The following is a 22,347-nucleotide window of genomic DNA, read 5'->3' as shown; positions in this document are numbered from 1 at the left end:
CTAGGTGGCCATGGCGACGGGGCCCACCCCTTTCCATTCCGAACAGGGAAGTTAAGCCCGTTTGCGCCGATGGTACTGCCACACCAGGTGGGAGAGTAGGTCGCCGCCTTCCTCAAGGCCCTTCACATTACGTGAAGGGCTTTTTTGTTTTTATATGGTATCTTTGTCCATACAAAACAATGCTTTAATCCATACCATTGAGTATACAATCCAATCCTGTCTTACTAGAAGAGAAACTGAATGCCTACTCCCATGCATTGGGAATTGTATTGGCGGTTATGGGTGGAATCGTTTTATTAAAAAACGAAAATTATTTGGACAACATTCCTTTTATGCAAGGAAGCATCATTGCCTATACTTCATCGTTGATTTTATTGTTCACTGCATCCACCATTTATCATGCGGTAGAAAACCCAAAGCTCAAAAAGCGGCTAAGGATTCTAGATCATATCAGTATATATTATTTGATTGCAGGAACCTATACCCCCGTATGCCTATCCGTTTTATTGCCATCTAAAGGTTGGTTGTTATTTTATTTGGTTTGGGGCATTGCACTATTTGGAACAGTATTGAAAATATTCTTTACAGGTCGGTTTGAGGCTTTCTCTTTGGTGTTATATGGTGTGATGGGATGGCTTATCGTAATAGACTTACCCTATTTGTTGGAACACATGCCCTCATCTGGACTGATATACCTTGCCTCTGGAGGGGCTTTCTATACTATTGGAATAGTGTTCTACGCGGTAAAAAGAATACCATATAATCATCTAATATGGCATTTTTTTGTGATTGGAGGGGCTATAAGTCATTGGCTCTTGATGTCTCATATTATATTGTAACCTTATTTTAAGATATTGTAACCAGATGTTTTCTTCAATATTTTGATAAAAATTTATTTACAATAATTGAATGCATTCATAAACATCAAATGATTTATATTTAACGACTTCTATTTCTGCCTGAAATAATTTTGAGTACAAACCTCAATAAGATGAAAATTGTACTCCATAGATTGCTTCCGTTCTTTTTGTTTCTAGCATTCTTATTCCCACTTTTATTTGTTGACAAAGGAGAAATTGTTCTTTTTGTCAACCAGTTAAGGACACCGTTTTTGGACATGTTTTTTATTAAATCCAGTGCTTTGGGCAATGCATGGACTGTGGCTCTTGTGGTATTCTTGGTACTCCGGTTCAAATTGAAATGGCTGGCCGTTTTTCTTTTGGCTTTTGCGATTCAGGTAGTGGTGGTATTATTACTTAAAAAAGGAATTTACGCTGGCGAACTTAGACCATACCTTTATTTTAAGGAATTGGGTATAATGGATGCCATCCAGTTCGTAGAGGGCGTAAAAATTCGCTATGTGAATTCATTTCCTTCGGGGCATACGGCAACCATATTCTTTTTGGTTTCCTTTTTTGCATTACTTTCCAGAAACCAAACCGCAAGTTGGGTTTTGATGATTTTAGGTTTGATTGTGGGTTTTTCCCGAATCTATTTGGTGCAACATTTTTTTGCTGATGTATTTTTTGGAATGCTCTTTGGCACCCTATCAAGTGTAATCGCTTACCTAGTGGTTAGATCTTATCCCAAAAAATGGCACGCCAAACAAATCAAGATTGATGTGCAACACCTGCAGCAATCGACTCAAAATGTCTTGAAACAGCTTTTTAATGACTAATTTGAGGGAATCAAATTTTTCATGAGGTCTTGGCGGAAATATGATGTTTGGATAGTCTTTTTTATGGGACTAATAATCTGTATCTCTTTTGTGGGTATATATCCCATCTACATTTTGGACGAAGCCAGAAACTCTGAGGCGGCACGTGAGATGCTGGCTTCGGGAAATTATATTGTTCCCTTTTTTAATGGGCAACTCCGTACGGATAAACCACCGCTTCATTACTTTTTTATGATTCTGGGCTATAAGCTATTTGGTGTAAATGCTTTTGGAGCCCGTTTTTTTTCCGGAGTTTTTGGTGCCCTTACTGTTTTGATAACATATTGGAATATTAAAAAATGGCAAAACCAAACCTTGGCAATAATCGTTAGCACGGTTTTACTGTCATCCTTGTTCTTTGTGCAAGAGTTTCATTTGGCGGTACCCGATCCTTATCTTATATTTTTTATAACGCTGTCACTCTTTTCATTCTATGGTTTTTATAAGACTGAGAAACAGAGTTGGTTGTTTCCATTTTATGGTGCCATGGCATTGGGAGTGCTTACGAAAGGTCCCATAGCCATAGTCTTGCCTGGTTTGATTGTTCCTTCTTTTTTACTGTTCAAAAAAGATTTTAACCTCAAAACAATTTTAGGATTACGTCCCTTTTTTGGACTCTTATTGATATTGTTGATTGCCGGACCTTGGTATTATCTGGTGCATATACATACCGAAGGTATCTGGACGGAAGGCTTTTTTCTGGACCATAACATGTCTAGGTTCGGTTCTGAAAAGGAAGGGCACGGGGGTCTGTTTGTCTTGACATCTTTGTATGTGGTTTTGGGCTTATTGCCATTTTCGGTTTTTATAATTCAGGGTTTTTATAATGCCTGGAAGGTTAGAAGGAAGAACGATTTTGTGTTGTTTTCATTGATTGTATCAACCATTACCATGCTGTTTTTCAGTGTTTCTAGCACCAAACTTCCCAATTATCCTATGCCGTCCTATCCTTTTGTGGCCATTCTGATAGGTTTTTATCTCTACAAAGCATTCTTGATTGGTAAAAAAACAAGGTTCATCACGGCCAGTCTTATCTTTTTGATTGTTGTGGGAGTGATCTTGCCTATTGGCGGTTGGATTGGCCTAACCGTTGAAAAGCAATTGCAACTCTTTAGGCCTGTAAGCCTTTTTCTACTGTTGGCAACATTGTCCGCGATTGTTGGGTTTTACTTTTATCAAAAAGGAAGGTTTAAACATACTTTTTTAAGCATTTCCTGCGGATGGATTTTGATGGCCTTTTCCCTGTTTGGAGTTATTTATCCTACCCTTACCCAGCTGAGCCCTGTTTCCTTGGCCTTGTTAAAAATACCCGCTGATTCCAAAATTATTGCCTTTAAAAGGTTTGATAGTGCTTTCCCCATCAATTTTAGAAGGACATTCCCCGTTTATGATACGGTTCAACAAATCGAGGTTTACCTACAAAAGTATCCCAGAGCTTATATCATTACAAATACTCGTAATGAGAAAGATCTTGAGGCTTTGGAAGGATTTCATCTGGTCCTTGAGCAAAAAGCGGTCTTTGAGAACCATGTGACAAGAGTCTACACCAAATAGGCAATTCCGATTCCCAATATGATGACCACCAGTTTTCTGAGATTGAAAGCGTGTCCTTGTGCACTTTCAAACAAAATAACGGTGGATATGTGAAAGAACACTCCAATGGCCAATGCGGTAAGCTGGTGCCCATAATTTTCTATCCAAGCCGATGTGGATATATAGCTGCCCAAGGGTGTCATCAAAGAAAAAGCGGCGATGAACAAGAGGGTAGTGGACAGTTTCATTTTTGAATTGACCAAAAAGATGCTCAAAATGATGGCTATGGGTATCTTGTGGATGATGATTCCATAGAGAATGGAATCGTTGCCGTGTATCGGAACACCTTCGACCAAAGCATGTACGGAAAGGCTGAGAAACAATAAGGTTGGGAATTTATTTTCCTTTAAGTGCACATGCATGTGCCCATGTTCAGCTCCTTTGGAAAAAAACTCCAAGAATACCTGTAGCAAAATTCCTCCCAAGATATACAGTGCTATGGTTTTGGGATCATGACCATCATATACGTCCGGTAAAAGCTTGAAAAACGTCAAGGACAACAGAAACGCACCACTAAATGCCAGTAGGAGTTTAATATTGTTGTTGTTTTTGGGCTTGGTAAACCATACAAATGCAAATCCGGCCCAAACGGCCACAATGGGGATAATGTAGATGATAGCGGAAGGAAAATCCATAGTGGGAATTAAAGGAGCAAAAATAGTCTATTTTTGCCGAAAGAAATTACAAGAACATGGCAGGAAATTTCAAGATGATGGCCAAGACCCTTTACGGATTTGAGACAATTTTGGCGAAAGAACTTCGTGATTTGGGTGCAGGGCATGTGGAAGAAGGAGTGCGAAATGTAACTTTTGAAGGGGATACGGGATTTATGTACAAAGCCAATCTTTGTCTTAGAACTGCCTTGAAGGTGTTCAAGCCCATAAAAACATTCAGGGTTTTTAACGAGAAGGACCTGTACAGACATATTTATGATCTGGACTGGCCCGATATTTTTGATGTGGAGAAAACCTTTGCCATTGATAGTATTGCCAATACCCAGGTTTTTGACAATTCCATGTTTGTTTCCTTAAAGGCCAAGGATGCCATTGTGGACAAGTTTAGGGCAGTGGTTCGTGACCGTCCCAATGTGCAGACCCAAGATCCAGATATTCGAATCAATATCCATATTTATAAAAACACCTGTACGGTCTCATTGGATAGTTCAGGGAAATCGCTTCATCAAAGGGGGTACCGTATTTTGACCAATATTGCACCAATAAACGAGGTGTTGGCGGCTGGTCTGTTGCTTCAAAGTGGTTGGGACGGAGAGACGGATTTCTTTGACCCCATGTGTGGAAGCGGGACCTTTTTGATCGAGGCGGCCATGATTGCCTGCAACATTCCGGTAAACATCAACAGGGAGTCGTATGCATTTATGCATTGGAATGATTACGATGCTAAGTTACATGATAAAATTGTGGATGCGAGCCTGAAAAAAGTCAGGGAGTTCCATCATAAAGTTATTGGGTATGACAAGGCCCCTTCTGCGGTAAGAAAAGCCCAAGAGAACGTGGAACACGCCAATCTATCGGACTATATCACGGTGGAGCGCAAGGACTTTTTCAGGGCGGATAAGCCTGTTGAAGGTAAGTTGCACATGTTGTTCAATCCACCCTATGGGGAACGATTGCCCATTGATATGGAAATCTTCTATGGGAAAATTGGGGATACCTTCAAAAAAGTGTATCAGGGAACGGATGCATGGTTGGTTACTTCCAATTTGGAGGCACTAAAGCATATAGGTTTAAAGACGTCCAAAAGAATCAAGACCTTCAATGGAAAGTTGGAAGCCCGATTGGTAAAGTATGAGATTTATGAGGGCAGTAAAAAAGCCAAAAACAATAATTAGTTGCATACACAACAAAAAGTTGTGAATTTGATCTTGACCAAAATTATATTTGGGATATAGCGAAAGAATTGTTTAGATTTGGAAATGTGTTTAGAACACGACTAACTAACTCAACCAAATTTTATAAAAGGAGTCCTTTGTGGCTCCTTTTATTTTTCTGACCAAATAGCAAGTTCGTTACCCGATGGGTCTGTAAAATGAAATCGTTTACCACCAGGAAATTCAAAAATCTCTTTGGTAATAGTGCCTCCGGCATCGATTACTTTGTCCCTTATTTCAACAAGAGCATTATAGTACAGCACAATGAGAACACCATTGACAATGGGTCCGGAAGTCAGTTCAAAACCGCCAGCTACACCAATTTCGGAAAACGAAGTATAAGCTGGGCCGTAATCGGTAAAATCCCAACCAAATGTGTTGGAATAAAAATCCTTGGTCTTTTGAAGGTCTGTGGATTTCAATTCGATATAGTCGATGGGTGCTTTCATATTACTGGCTGTTTTTCTCTTTGTTCTTTTTTGCTTTTTTATATAGGGGTATGAAGTAGCTGATGGAGTAATTGTAGTTCACACCAAAATTACTTCCATCCGTCACTTTGTTGAATCCGGGGATCCATAGGTTAGGGAATTGTTCATCTTCCGAATTGGTGATCAAAAAGCCCAATCTCGCACTCATGCCCACAAAAATATTGGCGAACAGCTCTACTTTGGCCCCAATAACAAATTCCAGCCAAGAAGCGGAAAGTCCGCTAAACTCCCTATTGGGGTCTTCGCCCGGTAAGAACTCTGGATTAAAAAACTGATTTGTTTCATAAAGGCTATAATCGTACAGGGTATGGTTAAAGCTCGCGATTGCATAACGCCCACCTATGGTTATAGCATTGTTCATACCGTACCAATTGGTGTAGGTGTTTATGTCCACACCTGCCTTGATGTAGCTTCCAGAGGTTTCGTAGTCGTACAAAAGGGTGTTGTTCAGGCTTTCGTCCTGTCTTTTGGTTTCATTGCCTATCTCAGCGGCCAGGTACAATTTCCGTGTCAATCTGTAGTCGCCAACCAGTTCAAGACCCGTGTAATCTTCATCTGCAAAGGAAAGTATCAATTTACTGATGTCCGCACCCACACGAAGACCATAGGGGTCTTTGTACGTAACAGTATCCTTTTGCGAGAGATCAATGGGTTTGCTTTGTGCTTGCGCCACAATGGGTAGCAGGGCAATACAAATACTAATGATATATTTTGACATGGATGCTATCGGTATTTACTACATTGGGTTGAACAACCTTGATATCTTGAATCCAGTTTTCGGCATTTTCCGTAACTGTAACGGATATATTGTTGTAATTGGTCACAAAGCCACATGCCCTTGAGATAAAAGCCTCTTCAAGCTCATAAGAAATGGTCAGGGTGTCAATGTTGCCAGTTTCCAGATTGGTTTCATCATCATCGGCCGAATTTGAAATGATCTCGTACATTGTGGTAACGGCATTGCTTCGTAACGGGACCAGAACAGAATCGGCGATATTGGACCTATCACTGAATGCACTCTCATAAGAATCGCTGGATATGATGCTATCTATGTCAATATTTCTGATTCGAATGGATTCAACACTTTTGAAGGCCGTGGTATCCTCAATATCAAAAAAACCAACGATCAAAAGCGGTGTGTCACCATCAACACAGATATCATCCTTCTCACAGGATGAAGCATAAAAAAGCATTGATGCAATAAGTAGGAAAGGGATTATTTTCTTCATTCCGGTTACCTAAGGATTTTATTTCAAAAATTACACCCGTTTTTCCAAAAGTACAACATTTTCAACGTGGTGCGTCTGCGGGAACATATCCACTGGTTGCACTTGTGTGACGGCATACTGTTCTTTCATTAGAGCCAGATCACGTGCTTGGGTTGCGCTGTTGCAGCTCACGTAGACGATTTTTGGCGGAGCTACCTGTAACAATTGCTCAACTACCTGTTTGTGCATTCCGTCACGAGGAGGGTCGGTTATGATCACATCGGGTTGCCCGTGTGCTGCAATAAAATCATCATTGAACACATTCTTCATATCGCCCACATAGAAATCCACATTGGATATATTATTATGCAGGGCGTTTGCTTTGGCATCGGCAATGGCTTCGGGAACGGATTCCACACCGACTACTTTTTTTGCGTTTTTGGCAACAAATTGTGCTATGGTACCTGTACCGGTATATAAATCGTACACTAGTTCATTACCTGTTAATCCAGCAAAATCCCTTGTGACTTTATAGAGTTCGTATGCTTGCTCCGAGTTGGTCTGGTAAAAAGACTTAGCATTGATCTTGAATTGTAACCCTTCCATTTCCTCAAAAATATGGTCGCGACCTGCAAAGCAAATTACTTCTTGGTCGTAAATGGTATCGTTTCCTTTGGAGTTGATGACATATAGCAGCGATGTAATTTCAGGGAATTTTTCCTTCAGATGGTTCAATAATAATTCCCGGCTTTCTTCATCATCTTCAAAAAATTGTATGAGCACCATAATTTCTCCCGTGGAGGATGTACGGATCATTAAGGTTCGTAAAAGCCCTTTCTGATTTCTTGGATTGAAAAAGCTAAGGCCGTTTTTGTTGGCAAAATTCTTGGCCTCCAATCGTATGGAGTTGGAAGGGTCTTGCTGTAAATGACATTTTTTAATGTCCAATATTTTGTCCCACATGCCTGGAATATGGAACCCGAGTGCATTTCTGTCCTCGATCTCTACATCTGAATTTATTTCCTCTGGGGTCAACCAACGGCTATCGGAAAAGGAGAACTCCATTTTGTTTCTATAAAAATACTGCTCTTCGGATCCTAGGATCGGCATGGTATCGGGCAATTCTAGATTACCGATTCTTTTAAGGTTGTTTTCTACCTCTTTTTGCTTAAAATAGAGTTGGTGTTCATAGCCCATGTGTTGCCATTTACAGCCTCCACAAGTACCGAAATGCTGGCAAACAGGTTCCGTTCTTTTATCGGAAAGGGTGTGGAAGTTGGTGGCAACTCCCTCAAAATAGGCTTTTCGTTTCTTGGTCGTCATCACGTCCACCACATCGCCTGGCACTGCATTGGTCAAGAAAATAACCCGTCCATCTGGGGCTTTTCCTACTGATTTTCCTTTTGCTCCGGCATCGACTACCTCTACGTTTTCAAACGTTTTTCTCCTTCTGTTTTTACGCATGTCGCAAAAGTAAGTTCTTTTTGGTATTTCGCAGAACACAGCTTCTTAAATTGCATGTAAACTTTTGGTTATAGGTGGCTGAAACGTTTTCAGAAAATTACATTTTCATCAATTAATTTGTAATTTGCAGGCACTCCAAGGGATGATTTCTCTCCCACGCTGCTTTTTCGAGACTTCGAAAGAATAAAGGTACAGTAGGAATGGTTATTTTATCAATTTTAATCATTTAATGAAATGGCTGTTTTAGAGCATTTAACATCGCAGCAAGCGATAGATTTGGAAAACAAGTACGGAGCACACAACTACCATCCACTACCCGTGGTTTTGAGCAAGGGCGAAGGTGTTTATGTGTGGGATGTGGAAGGAAAAAAATATTATGACTTTCTCTCTGCATATTCTGCCGTAAACCAAGGGCATTGCCACCCTAAAATCGTTGGGGCCATGGTGGAGCAAGCAAAAACATTGACCTTGACTTCACGGGCATTTTACAACGACATGTTGGGGAAGTATGAGAAATATGCAACGGAAACTTTTGGTTTTGATAAGCTATTGCCCATGAACACAGGTGCAGAGGCTGTAGAAACCGCTTTGAAGGTGTGTAGAAGATGGGCTTACCAGAAGAAGGGGATCCCGGAAAATCAGGCCAAAGTGATTGTATGTGAAAACAACTTTCATGGGAGAACTACCACCATTATTTCCTTCTCCAATGATGAAGTTGCACGGGAGAATTATGGCCCTTACACCGAAGGATTTGTAACAATAGAGTATGATAATCTGACAGCGTTGGAGAATGCACTTAAAAGCAATCCTCACGTTGCGGGTTTCTTAGTGGAGCCTATCCAGGGCGAAGCTGGGGTTTATGTGCCGTCCGGAGGGTATTTGAAAGGGGCAAAAGCCCTTTGTGAAAAATACAATGTGCTTTTTATTGCAGATGAAGTACAAACAGGGATTGCAAGGACAGGTAAAATGTTGGCTGTAGATCATGAAGATGTAAAACCCGACATTCTGATTTTGGGCAAGGCCTTATCTGGAGGTGTATATCCGGTTTCTGGCGTTTTGGCCAACGACGATATCATGGAAGTGATCACGCCTGGTAGCCACGGGAGTACTTTTGGAGGAAATCCAGTAGCTGCTGCGGTAAGTACGGCAGCATTGGAGGTCATCAAAGAAGAGCATTTGGCACAGAACGCCCAGGAGTTAGGCGAATTGTTCCGTGAAGAGTTGAACAAGTTTATTCCTACTTCTGATTTGGTAGTAAAGGTTAGGGGAAAAGGATTACTGAATGCCATTGTGATCAACGATACCGAAGATAGCTCCACGGCATGGGATATTTGTGTGGCCCTGAAGGAAAATGGACTATTGGCCAAACCAACCCATGGTAACATTATCCGTTTTGCACCGCCCTTGGTCATGAATCACGAGCAGTTGATGGATTGTGTTTCCATCATCATCAAAACGCTTAATGAATTCAAGAAAGGATAAATACTAGCAAACTGCAGCTTCCAACAAGCGAAGCTGCTTTTTATAGGCATTGAAGCTTGCTTCGATACCAATGGGAAGGGTTGAGTTTTGGGGAATGTGCCCAAAACTCATCCCATAAACGGCAGGGATGTTCAAGGGAGCTATCCTGTCCATGATCACTTCCCTTAGCGTAAAGTTGTCGGTGGTCCGTTTGCGGTCGCAACCTTTGCAGACACCAAAAATTATTCCTTTGGCCTTCAAAAAACTATCGACCTCGGAGAGTTGGGTAAGCATACGGTCTATGCGATAAGGAGCTTCTTCGACATCTTCCAAAAAAACAAGTTTATCAGTAAAGTCAATTTCGTAAGGTGTTCCGATCATAGCGGTCACCAGGGTTAAACTGCCCCCTACAAGTTCGCCTTGTCCAACTCCCGGGGTAATGGTATATCGGTAGTATTCGCTGTTTCTGTATTGTTTTGGGTCTTTTAGTATGGCATTTTTGATGGGAAGGACCTCTTGGGGTTCCATCAATACTTTTTTAAAGTATGCCTGGCTATATTCATCATCGATAGTGCTGCCCACCGGACCGTGAAAACAGACAAGGCCTGTTTTTTTGTATATGCTGTTGATCAATGCGGTAATATCACTAAAGCCAATCAAGGCCTTGGGATTGTTTTCAATGACCTCATAATCCAATAGGTCAAGAATACGGGTACACCCGTAACCACCCCGGGCACAAAGTATGGCATCGATATCGGGATTGGCGAACATTTCGTTCACATCCTTTGCACGTTCTTCATCCGTGTTGCTGAAATAGCCATAGTTGCCTTTGATGCGATCGGTATGATAGGTCTTGAAACCCATTTTTTCCAATGCTTCCATTGCCAAATAGAGCTTTTCTGGTTTTATGGCAAATCCGGGAGCAACCAAGCCAATGGTATCGCCCGGTTTCAATTTGTTGGGTTTTATTTTGGGTTTTGGAGAGGAAATGGGTTCGTTTCCCCAACTTGTTTGGTGTAAAAGGGTTACGGCGCCAAGAGCCGTTGCCGATTTTAAAAAACTTCTTCTTTTGGACATTTGGATTGGATTATGCAACGCAAGGGTAAAAATGCACAAAATTTAGAAGAAAAGCACGAACTAATCACTGTTTCTTTCAGCTCTTCGCAGTTGTCTTTGGATTTTCCTAATGGCTGATTCAATGGACTTTTCGGGTTCTATGATATTATATTCACCCCAAAAGTCAGGATCGGAGAATCCAGAAGCTTCGTCACTTAGGATAATCGACTTTTTGATTCTTTGTCGATATTTGGGCCTTTCGGTTCTACTGACACTTTCCCAATCCGTGATGGCCATTTCAGCAGTCATGCTGTATTGTGAATTGAACCACTTGTCTTCCCAGTCCACTTTGAACTCCATGAACACGCTGCTGTAGCCGTAGTACCATTTTCCGTCTTTTTCCCTATAGTCGACACGGTAGGACACTTCTGTGGGCCATACATCGACTCTGGCGGGTTTTCTTCGTACAAAAAGTTGGGCGGCTTGTTCCTGGTCGGTAATGTTCAGGGAGAAAATGGCCCCGGTCAGGACTTTGTTTTCCACATCGATATACAATTCACCTTGGTACAGAGGTTCCAATACATTTTCAAGTTGATTGAACCTTATGACATAGATCAATCGGTCATTGGTGGTTGTGGAACGATCAAAAGTAAATTTATAGTTGAGCAGGGATTCTTCTGAGAATATGTATTCGGGGTATTTCATCAAGTCCACATATAGCGTGTTGTATGGACCGCCTTGTAGCTTTAAGGCAACAGTGTCCAATTTGCTGTAATCTGTGCTTTTTCTTGCTTTATAAAGTTCAACTGCGTCATCACGACCAATATCATAAGGGGTTTTGTATATATTGACCACAGCTTCGGCCAAAGAAACGTTTCTTCTTCTTCTTTTTATGGTCTCCCTGTAAAAGGCTGTCATGAGCGCAGGGTCCTTAAAATAGTTTTCATCCCTGTTCTTCAGGGTTTCGCGTACCAGTGCCAATGCATCTTTGGGTGCATTGATATTGATTTCAGAGAGCTGGGTCACGGAGACTTCCAATGAAATCTCATTTTTTTCGGGTTTTAGACTGGAAATAGGTACCATTTTGGTTTTGTAGCCCAAAAAAGAAACAACAATGTTTTTATCGATAAACTGCTTGGGTACTTTCAATAGAAAGTTACCCTCGGTGTTGGTAATGGTGCTGATGTTGGTGCCCTCTACGGTAAGGGTGGCGAAAACCAAGGATTTATTGCTGGACTCTTCTTTTACCTCTCCGCTGTATTCATTGTAATCAATTGCGTTATTCTGCTGAAATGCCATGGTTTCCAGAGGGAGCAGCATTGCAAAAATGGATATTGCCAAAAAATGCAACATTTTTGATTTTGGCTTTAAAAACAATAATGGGGTTATCTGTGGCATATCCGCAATTTTTCCTTGTTACTTTTACTAAATGTACAAAAAAATGGGTATACGTATCAATATAGTTTTCGTTAAAAAAGTGAACAAATCCCTTTAAATAAGCTGAAAAACCTTAGTCCACCATGAAAAGGGCATTGGCAAAGAACAATTTTCCGTTTTCCCAAAACCCTCGAAACAAAGGATTGTCCACCATATAGATCACTTGGCCACGACCATGGTTTTCTACACCGAACACTAAGGATTCGGAAATCCTTTTTTGTGCTTCGGTACCCGCAAAACCAGAAAAAGGCTTGGTGTTTTGTTCCAGATATACGGCGTTTCCGTTTTCGAGATAATCATAGGCACTACTACCCAGTTTTAAAGAAAAATAATCTGAACCATAGCCATAGGCCAATGGATTGGAGTTATCCACCTTGGTTTTGAATATGGCCCCTGTGATTGCACCTTTTATACGTTCCCTTTCCCAATTTTTATAGGGTTGTGGTGTATTTTCGCTGGAATCCTTTGCCTGCTTCTTTTTTACAATACGGAACCCTTTTTCACCATCAAGAGCATCTATTGCCCCTCCCATGGCGATTATTTTTCCGCCTTGTTGCACCCAATTTTTCAGTTTGGATAGTTGGCCTTCTTTAAAATGGTTGCCATATCTTCCATCGGGCAATACCAGAATATTGTACTCGTCGAGGTCGACTCTGGTTGTATAATCATCATCCAGTACTGTAAGCGGATAGTGCAATTGTTGTTCGAAGAAATGCCAAATTTCGCCAAATCGAAGGGTAGAGGTCGGTCCGCCCGATAAAACAGCGACCTTGGGTTTTGTGATCATTTGAATGGATGAAGAGCCAAAATCCTTCCCGGAATCCACAAAGCCTGTACTTGTGGGGGTAATTTCCTTATTAAACGTTGTGACAATGGTTTGTAAGGTTTGGATAAAGTCCTCTTTGTTTTCGTTGTCCCCCTTGGTAATGATCAATGTGCCACGATCAAAGGATTTGCCCTCTATACTGAAGGGATGATCGGCTTTGCGTACACGAATCCCTTTGTTTAGGAGTGCTGCCAAAAAGCGTGCATCGTCCATGCTGTTCCAGTCGGTCAAGTAAGCATAGCTTCCTCTGCTAATGGAGGGGAGAGTCGATGTTTCCTGCACATTTTGAGCGGAAATCGAAGAAGTGGAAGCCACAGCCTCCAACCCGTAGGCATAGGGCAAGGACCATGCAGTGATATCGTAGGTCAGCGAATCCGTAAGTTTTGTGCTGGGCTCAAACAATACTTTTACCAAGGTTCCTTTGGGTTGATCTATAGAGACCACCATGCCATTTTTGTTGATGGACAGGCTGCCACTATTACCTGTTTCATAGCTGTGTCCCTTGTAGGAGCCGCTTGATAAATCCCCGTATTCAATATTGTGCTTGTCCAAAAGTGATTTAAGGGCATTCAATTTGTCCTTGTTACCTTTTAGCACATAGCTTTTATATTTAAAATCCTTGTTTTGATGGAACTTTCTGAATTCCTCGTTCAATTTCCCTGCATTTTTAGAGGATACTTCCACAGTGGAAAGCCCCGTTGTAAAGTGATGGGCGATTCTGTCCTTTAAGGTCAAGGTGTCCCCAATGGCAGTGATCACTCCAAGTCCGGCTCTTCCACTACCTCCCTGTTCGTAGGTCATTCCTATGGAACCGTTGTAAATAGGATAGGTGTCCCCATAACTTGGGTAGAGCAAATCAAATACTTCTTTGGTGAAATAGAACCAACCATTGGCATCAAAATATTTGGCATGGTTCCTCCCTAGGGTCACTTGAAAATCTCGTTGGAAATCGGTAATCACCTCGTGATACGGTTCTGCTGCTGGAGCAAAATAGTAGGGGTTGTTCACACCTTGTTCGTGGAAATCCACATGAACGTGGGGCAGCCATTGGTTGTATATTTTTAGGCGTTGTTGGCTTTCAATCTGTGTAAGCCAAGCCCAATCACGGTTCAAATCGAACATATAGTGGTTGCTTCGTCCACTCCACCAACCTTCATGGTGCTCCTTGCTATTCGGGTCTACTTGGAATGGTGTGTTCTTGTATTGGTTGTACCAGTTAGTGTATCTGTCACGCCCATCAGGATTGATGCAGGGGTCCGTGATCACTACGGTGTTTTCCAAATAGGAACTTTTTTTGGTCAACAACTCATAAATGGTTTTCATGGATGCTTCGGTGCTCACGCTTTCGTTCCCATGCACATTGTAGCTCAACCAAACAATCGCTTTAGAGGAATCTCCGGTTCCCTTTGTATCTTTTAAATGCTCTTTACGGATGGTTTCCAGATTGGCCAAATTTTCAGAGGAGGATACGTAGGCCAAAATCAATGGTCGTCGTTCGTTGGTTTTTCCATAAACGGTCAGTTGTACCCTGTCCGGGGCGGATTCTGCCAAATATTCGTAGTAATCCACCACTTCATGATGGCGGGTAAACTGTGTTCCGAGTTCGTAACCCAAAAACTCCGAAGGGGACTTTAATTGTTGTGCGGATACGGAAATTGATGCTAAAAGAACGAGGGAAAATAAAAATTTGGTCATGCCAGGGTTAATTGATCCTACCAAATCTACTAATAAATTAAAGCAGAAACCTAATTTTATTGGGAGCGGCTCACTAAAATTGCAAAAAATTCAATTAACGTATTTTTAGGAAGAGAAAAAAAGAAGAGACTTATCTTTGAACACCTCATTACAGTTTGAATGGAAGTAGAATGTATACCCTTTAAGGAGACTGGTTATTTTTCCCAATTAATTTGTGATTATTTAGAACAAAAGAAAGAGCTGTCCCCCTTTTTTAATAGATACCCCGTGCCCGGGAACTTTGGTGATCAGATCAAAGAGAAGGCAACCAATTATCCAAAGGAGCACAGAGAGGTACTGGTAAATTCGTTAAAGGACCAATACAAGGGAGTCGAGGTTTCCAAGGCTACCCAAAAAAATATCGACGCCCTTGAAAATGAGACATCCTTTACAGTGGTAACTGGGCATCAGTTGAACTTGTTCACGGGGCCGCTATACTTCCTCTATAAAATCATTTCCGCCATTAACTTGGCCAAAAAACTGAACAAGGAACATCCTGACAATCATGTGGTGCCAGTATATTGGATGGCAACAGAGGATCATGATTTTGATGAGATCAATTATTTCAATCTACATGGAAAAAAAGTGCTTTGGAACAAAAAAGCATCGGGGGCAGTGGGAAGATTGCCCACCGATGGATTGGATGAGGTTTATGGAATATTTGCTTCCGAACTGGGTAATTTGGGACTCACGGATAAATTGAAAGATCTTTTCAAAAAAGCATATCTGGAGCATGACAATTTAACGGATGCGACCCGCTATCTTGCCAATGCATTATTTGGAGAAGCAGGATTGGTCATAGTGGATGGCGATAATAAGGAACTCAAGAAATTATTGGTTCCCTATGCCAAAAGGGATATTTTTGATTACACCCCGTATGAGAAAATATCAGAGACCATTGAAGCTTTGGGCGAGGTTTCACCAGATTATACGATTCAAGTCAACCCTAGGGAAATCAATTATTTCTATTTAAAAGATGATTTGCGGGAGCGAATCATCCTGAAAAAGGGAAAATACCATGTGATCAATACCCATATCGATTTTTCCAAGGAAGAACTCCTGCAAGAACTTGAAACATATCCAGAACGTTTTTCACCCAATGTGGTGGCCCGTCCGTTGTACCAGGAAGTGGTTTTGCCCAACTTGTGCTACATAGGTGGGGGAGGGGAACTGGCGTATTGGTTGGAGCTCAAATCCTATTTTGATGAGGTTGGGGTTACTTTCCCTATGTTGATGCTGCGTAATTCAGCTTTGCTGATTACCGAAAAACAGTCGGAAAAAGTAGCGAAGATGGGATTGCACGTTTCCCATTTGTTCATGAAGCAACATTCGCTCATCAACAAAAAAATACGGGACATTTCCAATATTGACATTGATTTTTCGCCGCAGAAAAAATTGTTGGAAGAGCAATTTGAGTATATGTACGAACTGGTCGAAAAAACGGATAAAAGTTTTTTGGGTGCGGTAAAGGCGCAAGAGGTAAAGCAGAAAAAAGGGCTGGACCATCTGGAAAAACGTTTGTTACGGGCTCAAAAACGTAAGTTAAAGGACCATGTGGTACGTTTAACGGATCTTCAAAATGAGTTGTTCCCCAATAAATCGCTTCAAGAAAGGCAATTGAACTTTTCGGAAATCTATCTAGAGATGGGCGAGGACCTAATTCCCTTGTTGTTGGATGCCTTAGATCCATTCTCCAAGGACTTCATTGTTTTAAAACATCAATAAGGCCGCCATTTCAACGCGCGATTTAAAGTTTTTCAAAAAAAAAAATCAAAATCAAGGTAGGGTATTTACATCTTCGGTTGTTCCATAGGTGTAAATAGCTATGAAAATTTAAATTTTGAGTTGGTTAACTCATATGTTTAGGTTGGTTTTGATTTTATTGAAAAGCCCCGGAGTGGTTCCCGGGGCTTTTTTTTATGTCCAAACAAAGTTTAGAACAAATCCTTGAAATGTGATTTCACCTCAAATAAGGTGGCTTCTTTCATGGTGTCGAACCTAATGTCCGCATGACCTACCCTTTCTTCCGGGCCAATGCCCACACTGTGGAACTTTCCAGCTTTGGCGGCATCAATTCCTTTTTCGGCATCTTCAAAAACAATACAATTTTCAGGAGATAACCCCAGTTTTTCCGAGGCATACAGAAAAATGTCAGGAGCAGGTTTGCTCTTGGAAACACTGTTGCCATCTCCGATGACATCAAAAAAATGGGTGGCATTGAGTTGTTTCAATACCTTGTTTGCATTTTTACTGGCACTTCCCAAGGCCACACGAAACCCTTCCGACCTCAAATGGGTCAAAAGTTCTCTGGCACCGGGCAAATAATCTTCAGGGGTCATGTCGTCCAAGCTCTCAACGTAGATGTCGTTCTTTTTGGTGGCCAGTTCAACTACGGCCTCATCATCCAAAGACACATCATTGTGGTCCATGATCACTTTTATGGAATCCATTCTGGAAATCCCCCTAAGTTTCTCATTAAGGTCACGGTCAAAGTGCCAGTCCATATCGTCCGACAGTTTTTTCCATGCCGTATAGTGAAGTTCCGCGGTATCCGTGATTACGCCATCCAAATCAAAAATAAAACCCTTAATCATGGTCAATGCTGTTTTAAAAGGCAAAGAAATAATGAAATCTATTAAGAAAAAAATTATATAAGGGTGTCTCGTTTTCAAAATAAAGTGTAAAGCAATATGGGAAAGATGAACCTGTTGATAACCCGTTGGAATTCCTTTCCGGAAAAACTTGTGGTAAATAACCTTTAAAAGATACTTTTGCAACTAAAGCAAATTGCTATTTTTGCCCATGCAGAACAACGTACTCATCCTAGACTTTGGTTCCCAGTACACACAGCTGATCGCAAGACGCGTTAGGGAACTCAACATTTACTCAGAAATCAAACCATACAATAAACTGCCCGAAGATTTATCGGATTACAAGGCGGTCATTCTTTCTGGTTCACCATCTTCGGTGCGCGCGGAGCAGGCCCCTCATCCCGATTTATCGGAGATCAAAGGAAAGAAACCCTTGTTGGGCATTTGTTATGGAGCACAATATTTGTCCCATTTTCATGGGGGGAACGTAGCGCCATCTGCAACCCGGGAATATGGAAGGGCTAATCTGTCCTATGTGAAACAAGATGAAGATTTCTTGACCGGAATTGGGGAGGGCAGCCAAGTTTGGATGAGTCATAGCGACACCATTAAAGAGCTTCCCGAGGGGGCTGTTCGTTTGGCCAGCACCCACGACGTGGAAAATGCAGCCTACAGGATTGAAGGCGAGACCACCTACGGAATCCAATTCCATCCCGAAGTGTACCATACCACTGATGGGAAAAAACTGTTGGAAAACTTTTTGGTGAACATTGCAGGGTTGCAACAGGATTGGACCCCGGATGCCTTCGTGGAAACCACGGTTGAAGAGCTAAGAGAGGAAATTGGAGATGAAAAAGTGATATTGGGGCTGTCCGGTGGAGTGGACTCCAGTGTAGCAGCCATGTTGTTGAACAAGGCCATTGGAGACCATTTGTATTGTATCTTCGTCAACAATGGACTCCTCCGTAAAAATGAATTCGAAAGTGTCCTTGATCAGTACAAACACATGGGGTTGAACGTAAAGGGGGTTGATGCTTCGGCACGCTTTTTGGATGCCTTGAAAGGGGAATCCGACCCTGAAGGAAAAAGAAAGATCATCGGAAGGGTCTTTATCGAGGTTTTTGATGATGAGTCCCACAAAGTGGAAAATGCAAAATGGTTGGCACAGGGGACCATTTATCCAGATAGGATTGAATCGGTCTCGGCTAGTGGTGGACCATCAGCCGTAATAAAAAGCCACCACAACGTAGGGGGGTTGCCCGACTACATGAAATTGAAAGTAGTGGAGCCCTTGAAAATGTTGTTCAAGGACGAGGTAAGGAGAGTGGGCGCAAGTATGGATATGTCAGCCGAAATTTTGGGCAGACACCCATTCCCAGGGCCTGGTCTCGGAATCCGTATCTTGGGGGATATAACAGCAGAAAAGGTGGCCATTTTGCAAGAAGTGGATGCCATTTTTATTGATGGATTGAAAAAATGGGGACTTTATGACAAGGTTTGGCAGGCCGGAGCCATGCTTTTGCCCGTAGATAGTGTAGGGGTTATGGGAGATGAACGCACTTACGAAAAATGTGTGGCACTCAGAGCGGTGGAAAGTACAGATGGCATGACCGCCGATTGGGTAAATCTACCGTATGAATTCCTGCAAAAAACCTCTAATGATATAATAAACAAGGTTAAAGGCGTTAATAGAGTGGTGTACGACATAAGCTCAAAACCACCGGCAACTATAGAATGGGAATGAAAAAACATATTTTACAACTGGTGTTTGCCATGGTCTTTTTGTTGGCCATGGTGCCAGTTTCCGCACAGAACTACGCAACACATGCTGTAAAGGAAGGGGAAACGCTGAAAAGTATATCCCAACAATATCGGGTAACACCCTACAGCATATTACAGGCCAACAAGGAAATTAAAAGTGCTTCCGATGTCAAGGAAAACACTATTCTTATCATTCCCTTGAACGGACAACCTGTTGAAAACAAAACAGAGACCAAGCAAGAAGAACAAGAGGAAGAAATAAAACCGATTCGGTTTATTCGGCATAGGGTAAAAAGAAAGGAAACCGTTTTTGGTCTTACCCAGAAATACAACATTACCGAAGATCAGTTAAAACGATACAATACGAGGTTGTATTCCGAAGCCCTCGAACGTAAAATGGTACTTCAGATTCCCGTGTTCCCGGAAGTGGATGAGGATGAAGAAAAAGAGCTGGATTTTGAAACCTATATCGTTCAGCCCAAAGAAACCAGATGGAGCATTGCCCACAAATATGGCATAAGTGTGGACAGTCTGTTGGTGTTGAACCCGGAATTGGACAAGACCACCAATTATTTGGCCGCTGGAGAGGAATTGAAATTGCCAAGACCCAAAGGGGATAGCCTTAAAGAGCAGAAAACAGAAATCTTTACTTCTTACACCGTACCCCCAAAAATGACCCTGTACAGTTTGGGAAGGGAGTATGGTATTCCCACGGATTCCATTGTTCGATTGAACCCAGAGATCATGGAAGAAGGAGGTCTCAAGGAGGGAATGGTAGTTCGGCTTCCCAAAAAGAAGGATGATGTAGGAGAGGTCAACACGGAGAACTTCATTTTTTATGAAGTGAAGCCCAAACAAAACATATTCAGAATTACCCAGAACCTTAAAATCACGCGGGATGAACTGTTCCGTTTGAACCCAGCCCTTGAAAATGGACTCAAGGCCGGAATGGTGTTGAAACTGCCCAAAGAGAAAGCGGAGGAGCTTGAAGTGAAAAATGCTTTGGTATTGGACAAAATCAATTTGGTGGACAGCATCAATGTGGAAAATAGACCAAAGTTGGTGTTTATGCTTCCCTTCCGATTGGACAAGGTCAATGTGAACGATACCGAGAAGGCCGAAGAGCTTATCAAAAATCGTAGGGACCTTGCCTTGAGTCTTGGTTTTTACACGGGAGCCATGGTGGCTTTGGATTCAATCAAAAAATCAGGGGTGTCGGTGGATGTGAAAACCTTTGATACCCAACTGGACCAAGCCAAGGTAAAGGAAATTTTGTTCAGGGAAAACTTGGCGGGTGTCGATGCCATCATTGGCCCATTGGCTCCAGGACCTTTGGATGAGGTGGCTGTTCAGGCCTCGGCGAAAAACATTCCCGTGATTGCCCCGATTTCTTCCGATAGTGAATTGAGCCATAGCAATGTGTTCTTCTCAGTGCCCAGGGACGTGGTGCTTCGGGATAAAATGCTGTCCTACATGGAGAAAATCCATACAAATGAAAATATCATCATCATTGCGGATTCAACGCATCAAGTGGCACACGATTCCATTTTGAGTAAATTTCCTTCCGCCCAAATAGCGAAGGTAATCGATAATAAATCCTTGCATTTGGATGAATTCTTGATTCAACTTTCAGAGGAAAAGGAAAACTGGGTGTTCTTGGAAACCGAACAGCCCAATATGGTGGCCAGTGTTACCTCTATTTTGAACTCGGCCAATACCGCTATAATAAGTGATGAGGAAGTGCCAGAGGTCAAAGTGCGTATGTTTACAACAAGTTATAATGCTGCTTTTGAAAATGAGGCAGTGTCAAAGACCCATTTGTCCAACCTTAAGTTTACCTTTTCATCATTTTATAGGGAATCCGGGAATGCGGATTTTATCAATGCATATGGTAAAAAATACAATGGCCTGATTCCCGATAGATATGCTGTCCGAGGATTTGACGTGACCATGGATGTACTGCTGAAGTTGGCATACAAGAACAATCTTTTCGAAACCTCCAAATACATTGGTTTAACGGAATATGCAGGCAATGGGTTTGATTATTTCAATGATTGGACCTCAGGTTATTTCAATCGTGCTTGCTACATTATGGAGTATGAGGACCTTACAATAAAAGAAGTAGAGCCAAAAAAGAATGACATCAAAAGTAACCTATAACGGAAACCTTCGCACTACTTGTGTACACCTGCGTTCTGGAAGCGAGTACATTACCGATGCACCAGTGGACAACAACGGGAAAGGCGAAGCCTTTTCCCCAACAGATACCGTGGCAACCGGATTGGCCAATTGCATGATGACCATGATGGGTATCAAGGCCCGTGACTTGGGTGTGGATTTGGTAGGTGCCACTGCTGAAGTGACAAAACACATGGAGGCAAATCCAAGAAGGATCTCCAAAATTGAGGTAAAATTGGAGTTGCCCGCATCGGTGTCGGAAAAACACAGGAAGATTTTGGAGCATACCGCCAATACATGTCCGGTAAACTATAGTTTGCACCCCGATATTGAAAGAGTAATCGATTTTAATTGGATAAAATAATTTCCATAGGATGTATTTTTCTGCTCGGTTTTTTTGGATTTGCACAGGAAATCGAGGAAGGAGTTCTTTGGGATAAAGACTTTAGGCTCACATGGGCCGATTTTAAAGGTAGGGTACCCACAGGGGAACCATCCGCAGCAACCACCGCAAGTGGTATCAGTTATACCTACACAGCGAATTTATTGCACCACGAGGTCCATTTGGATTTTGAAGTGAATGCCTATTTCTATCCCAATGAATCATGGTACAAGCCCGAATTGTGCAACGAAAATACCTTGGCACACGAGCAGCTTCATTTTGATATTACCGAGTTGTTTGCCCGTAAAATGCGCGAAAAATTGCGTAGAACCTCCTTTTCCGATGATGTAAAAGCTGAGGTAAGGAAGATTTATAGCGATATTTTAAAGGAGCTACAGCAGTATCAGGAACGGTACGACTGGGAGACCAACTTTTCCCGAAACCGTGAAAAGCAATTGGAGTGGAATTTGAAGATTGCTGAAGCTCTTAAGGATGGTGCAGAGCGATGAACTATGAAAAGAGGGGGCAAGCCCCTCGTCTCAATACGTTTAAGTTTAAAAGTT

The 22,347-nt window shown here is 41.9% G+C and carries 19 protein-coding genes and 1 rRNA gene; 11 read left to right on the top strand and 9 right to left on the bottom strand.

Going from position 1 to position 22,347, the window contains the following annotated elements; all coding sequences use genetic code 11:
* The 4 genes from rrf to PY092_RS15595 all read left to right on the top strand — a co-directional run bounded on the left by rrf (position 1) and on the right by PY092_RS15595 (position 3,271).
* Positions 1-112 (top strand): 5S ribosomal RNA (rrf, locus tag PY092_RS15610).
* Between the two features lie 85 nt (positions 113-197).
* Positions 198-839, top strand: a complete 642-nt coding sequence (gene trhA / locus PY092_RS15605) for a PAQR family membrane homeostasis protein TrhA (RefSeq protein ID WP_275616736.1) — start codon at positions 198-200, stop codon at positions 837-839.
* Positions 840-991: 152 nt separating this feature from the next.
* Positions 992-1,678, top strand: a complete 687-nt coding sequence (locus PY092_RS15600; RefSeq protein ID WP_275616735.1) for a phosphatase PAP2 family protein — start codon at positions 992-994, stop codon at positions 1,676-1,678.
* Between the two features lie 63 nt (positions 1,679-1,741).
* The gene (locus tag PY092_RS15595; RefSeq protein WP_275616734.1) at positions 1,742-3,271 is read left to right on the top strand and encodes an ArnT family glycosyltransferase; all 1,530 of its coding nucleotides are present in this window, start codon (positions 1,742-1,744) and stop codon (positions 3,269-3,271) included.
* On the opposite strand, the gene PY092_RS15590 is transcribed toward PY092_RS15595, so the two are convergent.
* Positions 3,259-3,945, bottom strand: a complete 687-nt coding sequence (locus PY092_RS15590) for a ZIP family metal transporter (protein WP_275616733.1) — start codon at positions 3,943-3,945, stop codon at positions 3,259-3,261. The two genes, PY092_RS15595 and PY092_RS15590, sit on opposite strands and share 13 nt — an antisense overlap.
* Before the next feature lie 56 nt (positions 3,946-4,001).
* Between PY092_RS15590 and PY092_RS15585 the strand changes: the two genes are divergently transcribed.
* Complete coding sequence (locus PY092_RS15585; protein WP_275616732.1) at positions 4,002-5,159, top strand: THUMP domain-containing class I SAM-dependent RNA methyltransferase; 1,158 nt, start codon at positions 4,002-4,004, stop codon at positions 5,157-5,159.
* Between the two features lie 149 nt (positions 5,160-5,308).
* On the opposite strand, the gene PY092_RS15580 is transcribed toward PY092_RS15585, so the two are convergent.
* The 4 genes from PY092_RS15580 to rlmD are packed head-to-tail and all read right to left on the bottom strand — an operon-like array spanning position 5,309 to position 8,358.
* Positions 5,309-5,647, bottom strand: coding sequence for a VOC family protein (locus tag PY092_RS15580; protein WP_275616731.1), 339 nt, complete (start codon positions 5,645-5,647; stop codon positions 5,309-5,311).
* Between the two features lies 1 nt (position 5,648).
* Positions 5,649-6,404 carry a DUF6048 family protein gene (locus PY092_RS15575; protein ID WP_275616730.1) on the bottom strand — a complete coding sequence of 252 codons (756 nt, stop codon included), beginning with the start codon at positions 6,402-6,404 and terminating at the stop codon, positions 5,649-5,651.
* The gene (locus tag PY092_RS15570; protein WP_275616729.1) at positions 6,385-6,915 is read right to left on the bottom strand and encodes a DUF6452 family protein; all 531 of its coding nucleotides are present in this window, start codon (positions 6,913-6,915) and stop codon (positions 6,385-6,387) included. The genes PY092_RS15575 and PY092_RS15570 overlap by 20 nt, the downstream gene beginning before the upstream one ends.
* Before the next feature lie 30 nt (positions 6,916-6,945).
* Positions 6,946-8,358, bottom strand: a complete 1,413-nt coding sequence (gene rlmD / locus PY092_RS15565; RefSeq protein WP_275616728.1) for a 23S rRNA (uracil(1939)-C(5))-methyltransferase RlmD — start codon at positions 8,356-8,358, stop codon at positions 6,946-6,948.
* A gap of 234 nt (positions 8,359-8,592) precedes the next feature.
* On the opposite strand from rlmD, the gene rocD reads away from it, so the two are divergent.
* The gene (rocD, locus tag PY092_RS15560; protein ID WP_275616727.1) at positions 8,593-9,840 is read left to right on the top strand and encodes an ornithine--oxo-acid transaminase; all 1,248 of its coding nucleotides are present in this window, start codon (positions 8,593-8,595) and stop codon (positions 9,838-9,840) included.
* A 3-nt stretch (positions 9,841-9,843) separates the two neighbouring features.
* On the opposite strand, the gene PY092_RS15555 is transcribed toward rocD, so the two are convergent.
* The 3 genes from PY092_RS15555 to PY092_RS15545 all read right to left on the bottom strand — a co-directional run bounded on the left by PY092_RS15555 (position 9,844) and on the right by PY092_RS15545 (position 14,833).
* Positions 9,844-10,896: a S66 peptidase family protein gene (locus PY092_RS15555; RefSeq protein ID WP_275616726.1), complete on the bottom strand. Its 1,053-nt coding sequence runs from the start codon at positions 10,894-10,896 to the stop codon at positions 9,844-9,846.
* Between the two features lie 60 nt (positions 10,897-10,956).
* The gene (locus PY092_RS15550; protein ID WP_417958230.1) at positions 10,957-12,273 is read right to left on the bottom strand and encodes a carboxypeptidase-like regulatory domain-containing protein; all 1,317 of its coding nucleotides are present in this window, start codon (positions 12,271-12,273) and stop codon (positions 10,957-10,959) included.
* 112 nt (positions 12,274-12,385) lie between these two features.
* On the bottom strand, positions 12,386-14,833 hold the full coding sequence (locus PY092_RS15545; protein WP_275616725.1) for a M14 family metallopeptidase: 2,448 nt from the start codon (positions 14,831-14,833) through the stop codon (positions 12,386-12,388).
* 159 nt (positions 14,834-14,992) lie between these two features.
* Between PY092_RS15545 and bshC the strand changes: the two genes are divergently transcribed.
* Positions 14,993-16,597, top strand: a complete 1,605-nt coding sequence (bshC, locus tag PY092_RS15540) for a bacillithiol biosynthesis cysteine-adding enzyme BshC (protein WP_275616724.1) — start codon at positions 14,993-14,995, stop codon at positions 16,595-16,597.
* A gap of 209 nt (positions 16,598-16,806) precedes the next feature.
* On the opposite strand, the gene pgmB is transcribed toward bshC, so the two are convergent.
* Positions 16,807-17,466 (bottom strand): beta-phosphoglucomutase, encoded by a 660-nt coding sequence (pgmB, locus tag PY092_RS15535; RefSeq protein WP_275616723.1) that lies wholly within the window; start codon positions 17,464-17,466, stop codon positions 16,807-16,809.
* Between the two features lie 208 nt (positions 17,467-17,674).
* Here pgmB and guaA point away from each other — a divergent pair, with 208 nt between their 5' ends.
* Genes guaA through PY092_RS15515 form a run of 4 tightly spaced genes read left to right on the top strand, consistent with a single transcriptional unit; the run spans position 17,675 to position 22,293 of the window.
* The gene (gene guaA, locus PY092_RS15530; protein WP_275616722.1) at positions 17,675-19,207 is read left to right on the top strand and encodes a glutamine-hydrolyzing GMP synthase; all 1,533 of its coding nucleotides are present in this window, start codon (positions 17,675-17,677) and stop codon (positions 19,205-19,207) included.
* Complete coding sequence (locus tag PY092_RS15525; RefSeq protein WP_275616721.1) at positions 19,204-21,384, top strand: LysM peptidoglycan-binding domain-containing protein; 2,181 nt, start codon at positions 19,204-19,206, stop codon at positions 21,382-21,384. Before guaA ends, PY092_RS15525 begins: the two co-directional genes overlap by 4 nt.
* Positions 21,362-21,766 carry an OsmC family protein gene (locus tag PY092_RS15520; protein ID WP_275616720.1) on the top strand — a complete coding sequence of 135 codons (405 nt, stop codon included), beginning with the start codon at positions 21,362-21,364 and terminating at the stop codon, positions 21,764-21,766. Before PY092_RS15525 ends, PY092_RS15520 begins: the two co-directional genes overlap by 23 nt.
* A complete protein-coding gene (locus tag PY092_RS15515) occupies positions 21,754-22,293 on the top strand; it encodes a DUF922 domain-containing protein (RefSeq protein ID WP_275616719.1) in 540 nt (179 codons plus the stop codon). Before PY092_RS15520 ends, PY092_RS15515 begins: the two co-directional genes overlap by 13 nt.
* The last annotated feature ends 54 nt before the right edge of the window (positions 22,294-22,347 follow it).

It is taken from the genome of Flagellimonas yonaguniensis (assembly GCF_029193885.1).
Classification (GTDB): domain Bacteria; phylum Bacteroidota; class Bacteroidia; order Flavobacteriales; family Flavobacteriaceae; genus Flagellimonas; species Flagellimonas yonaguniensis.
This window is presented reverse-complemented; position numbering and strand designations above follow the sequence as displayed.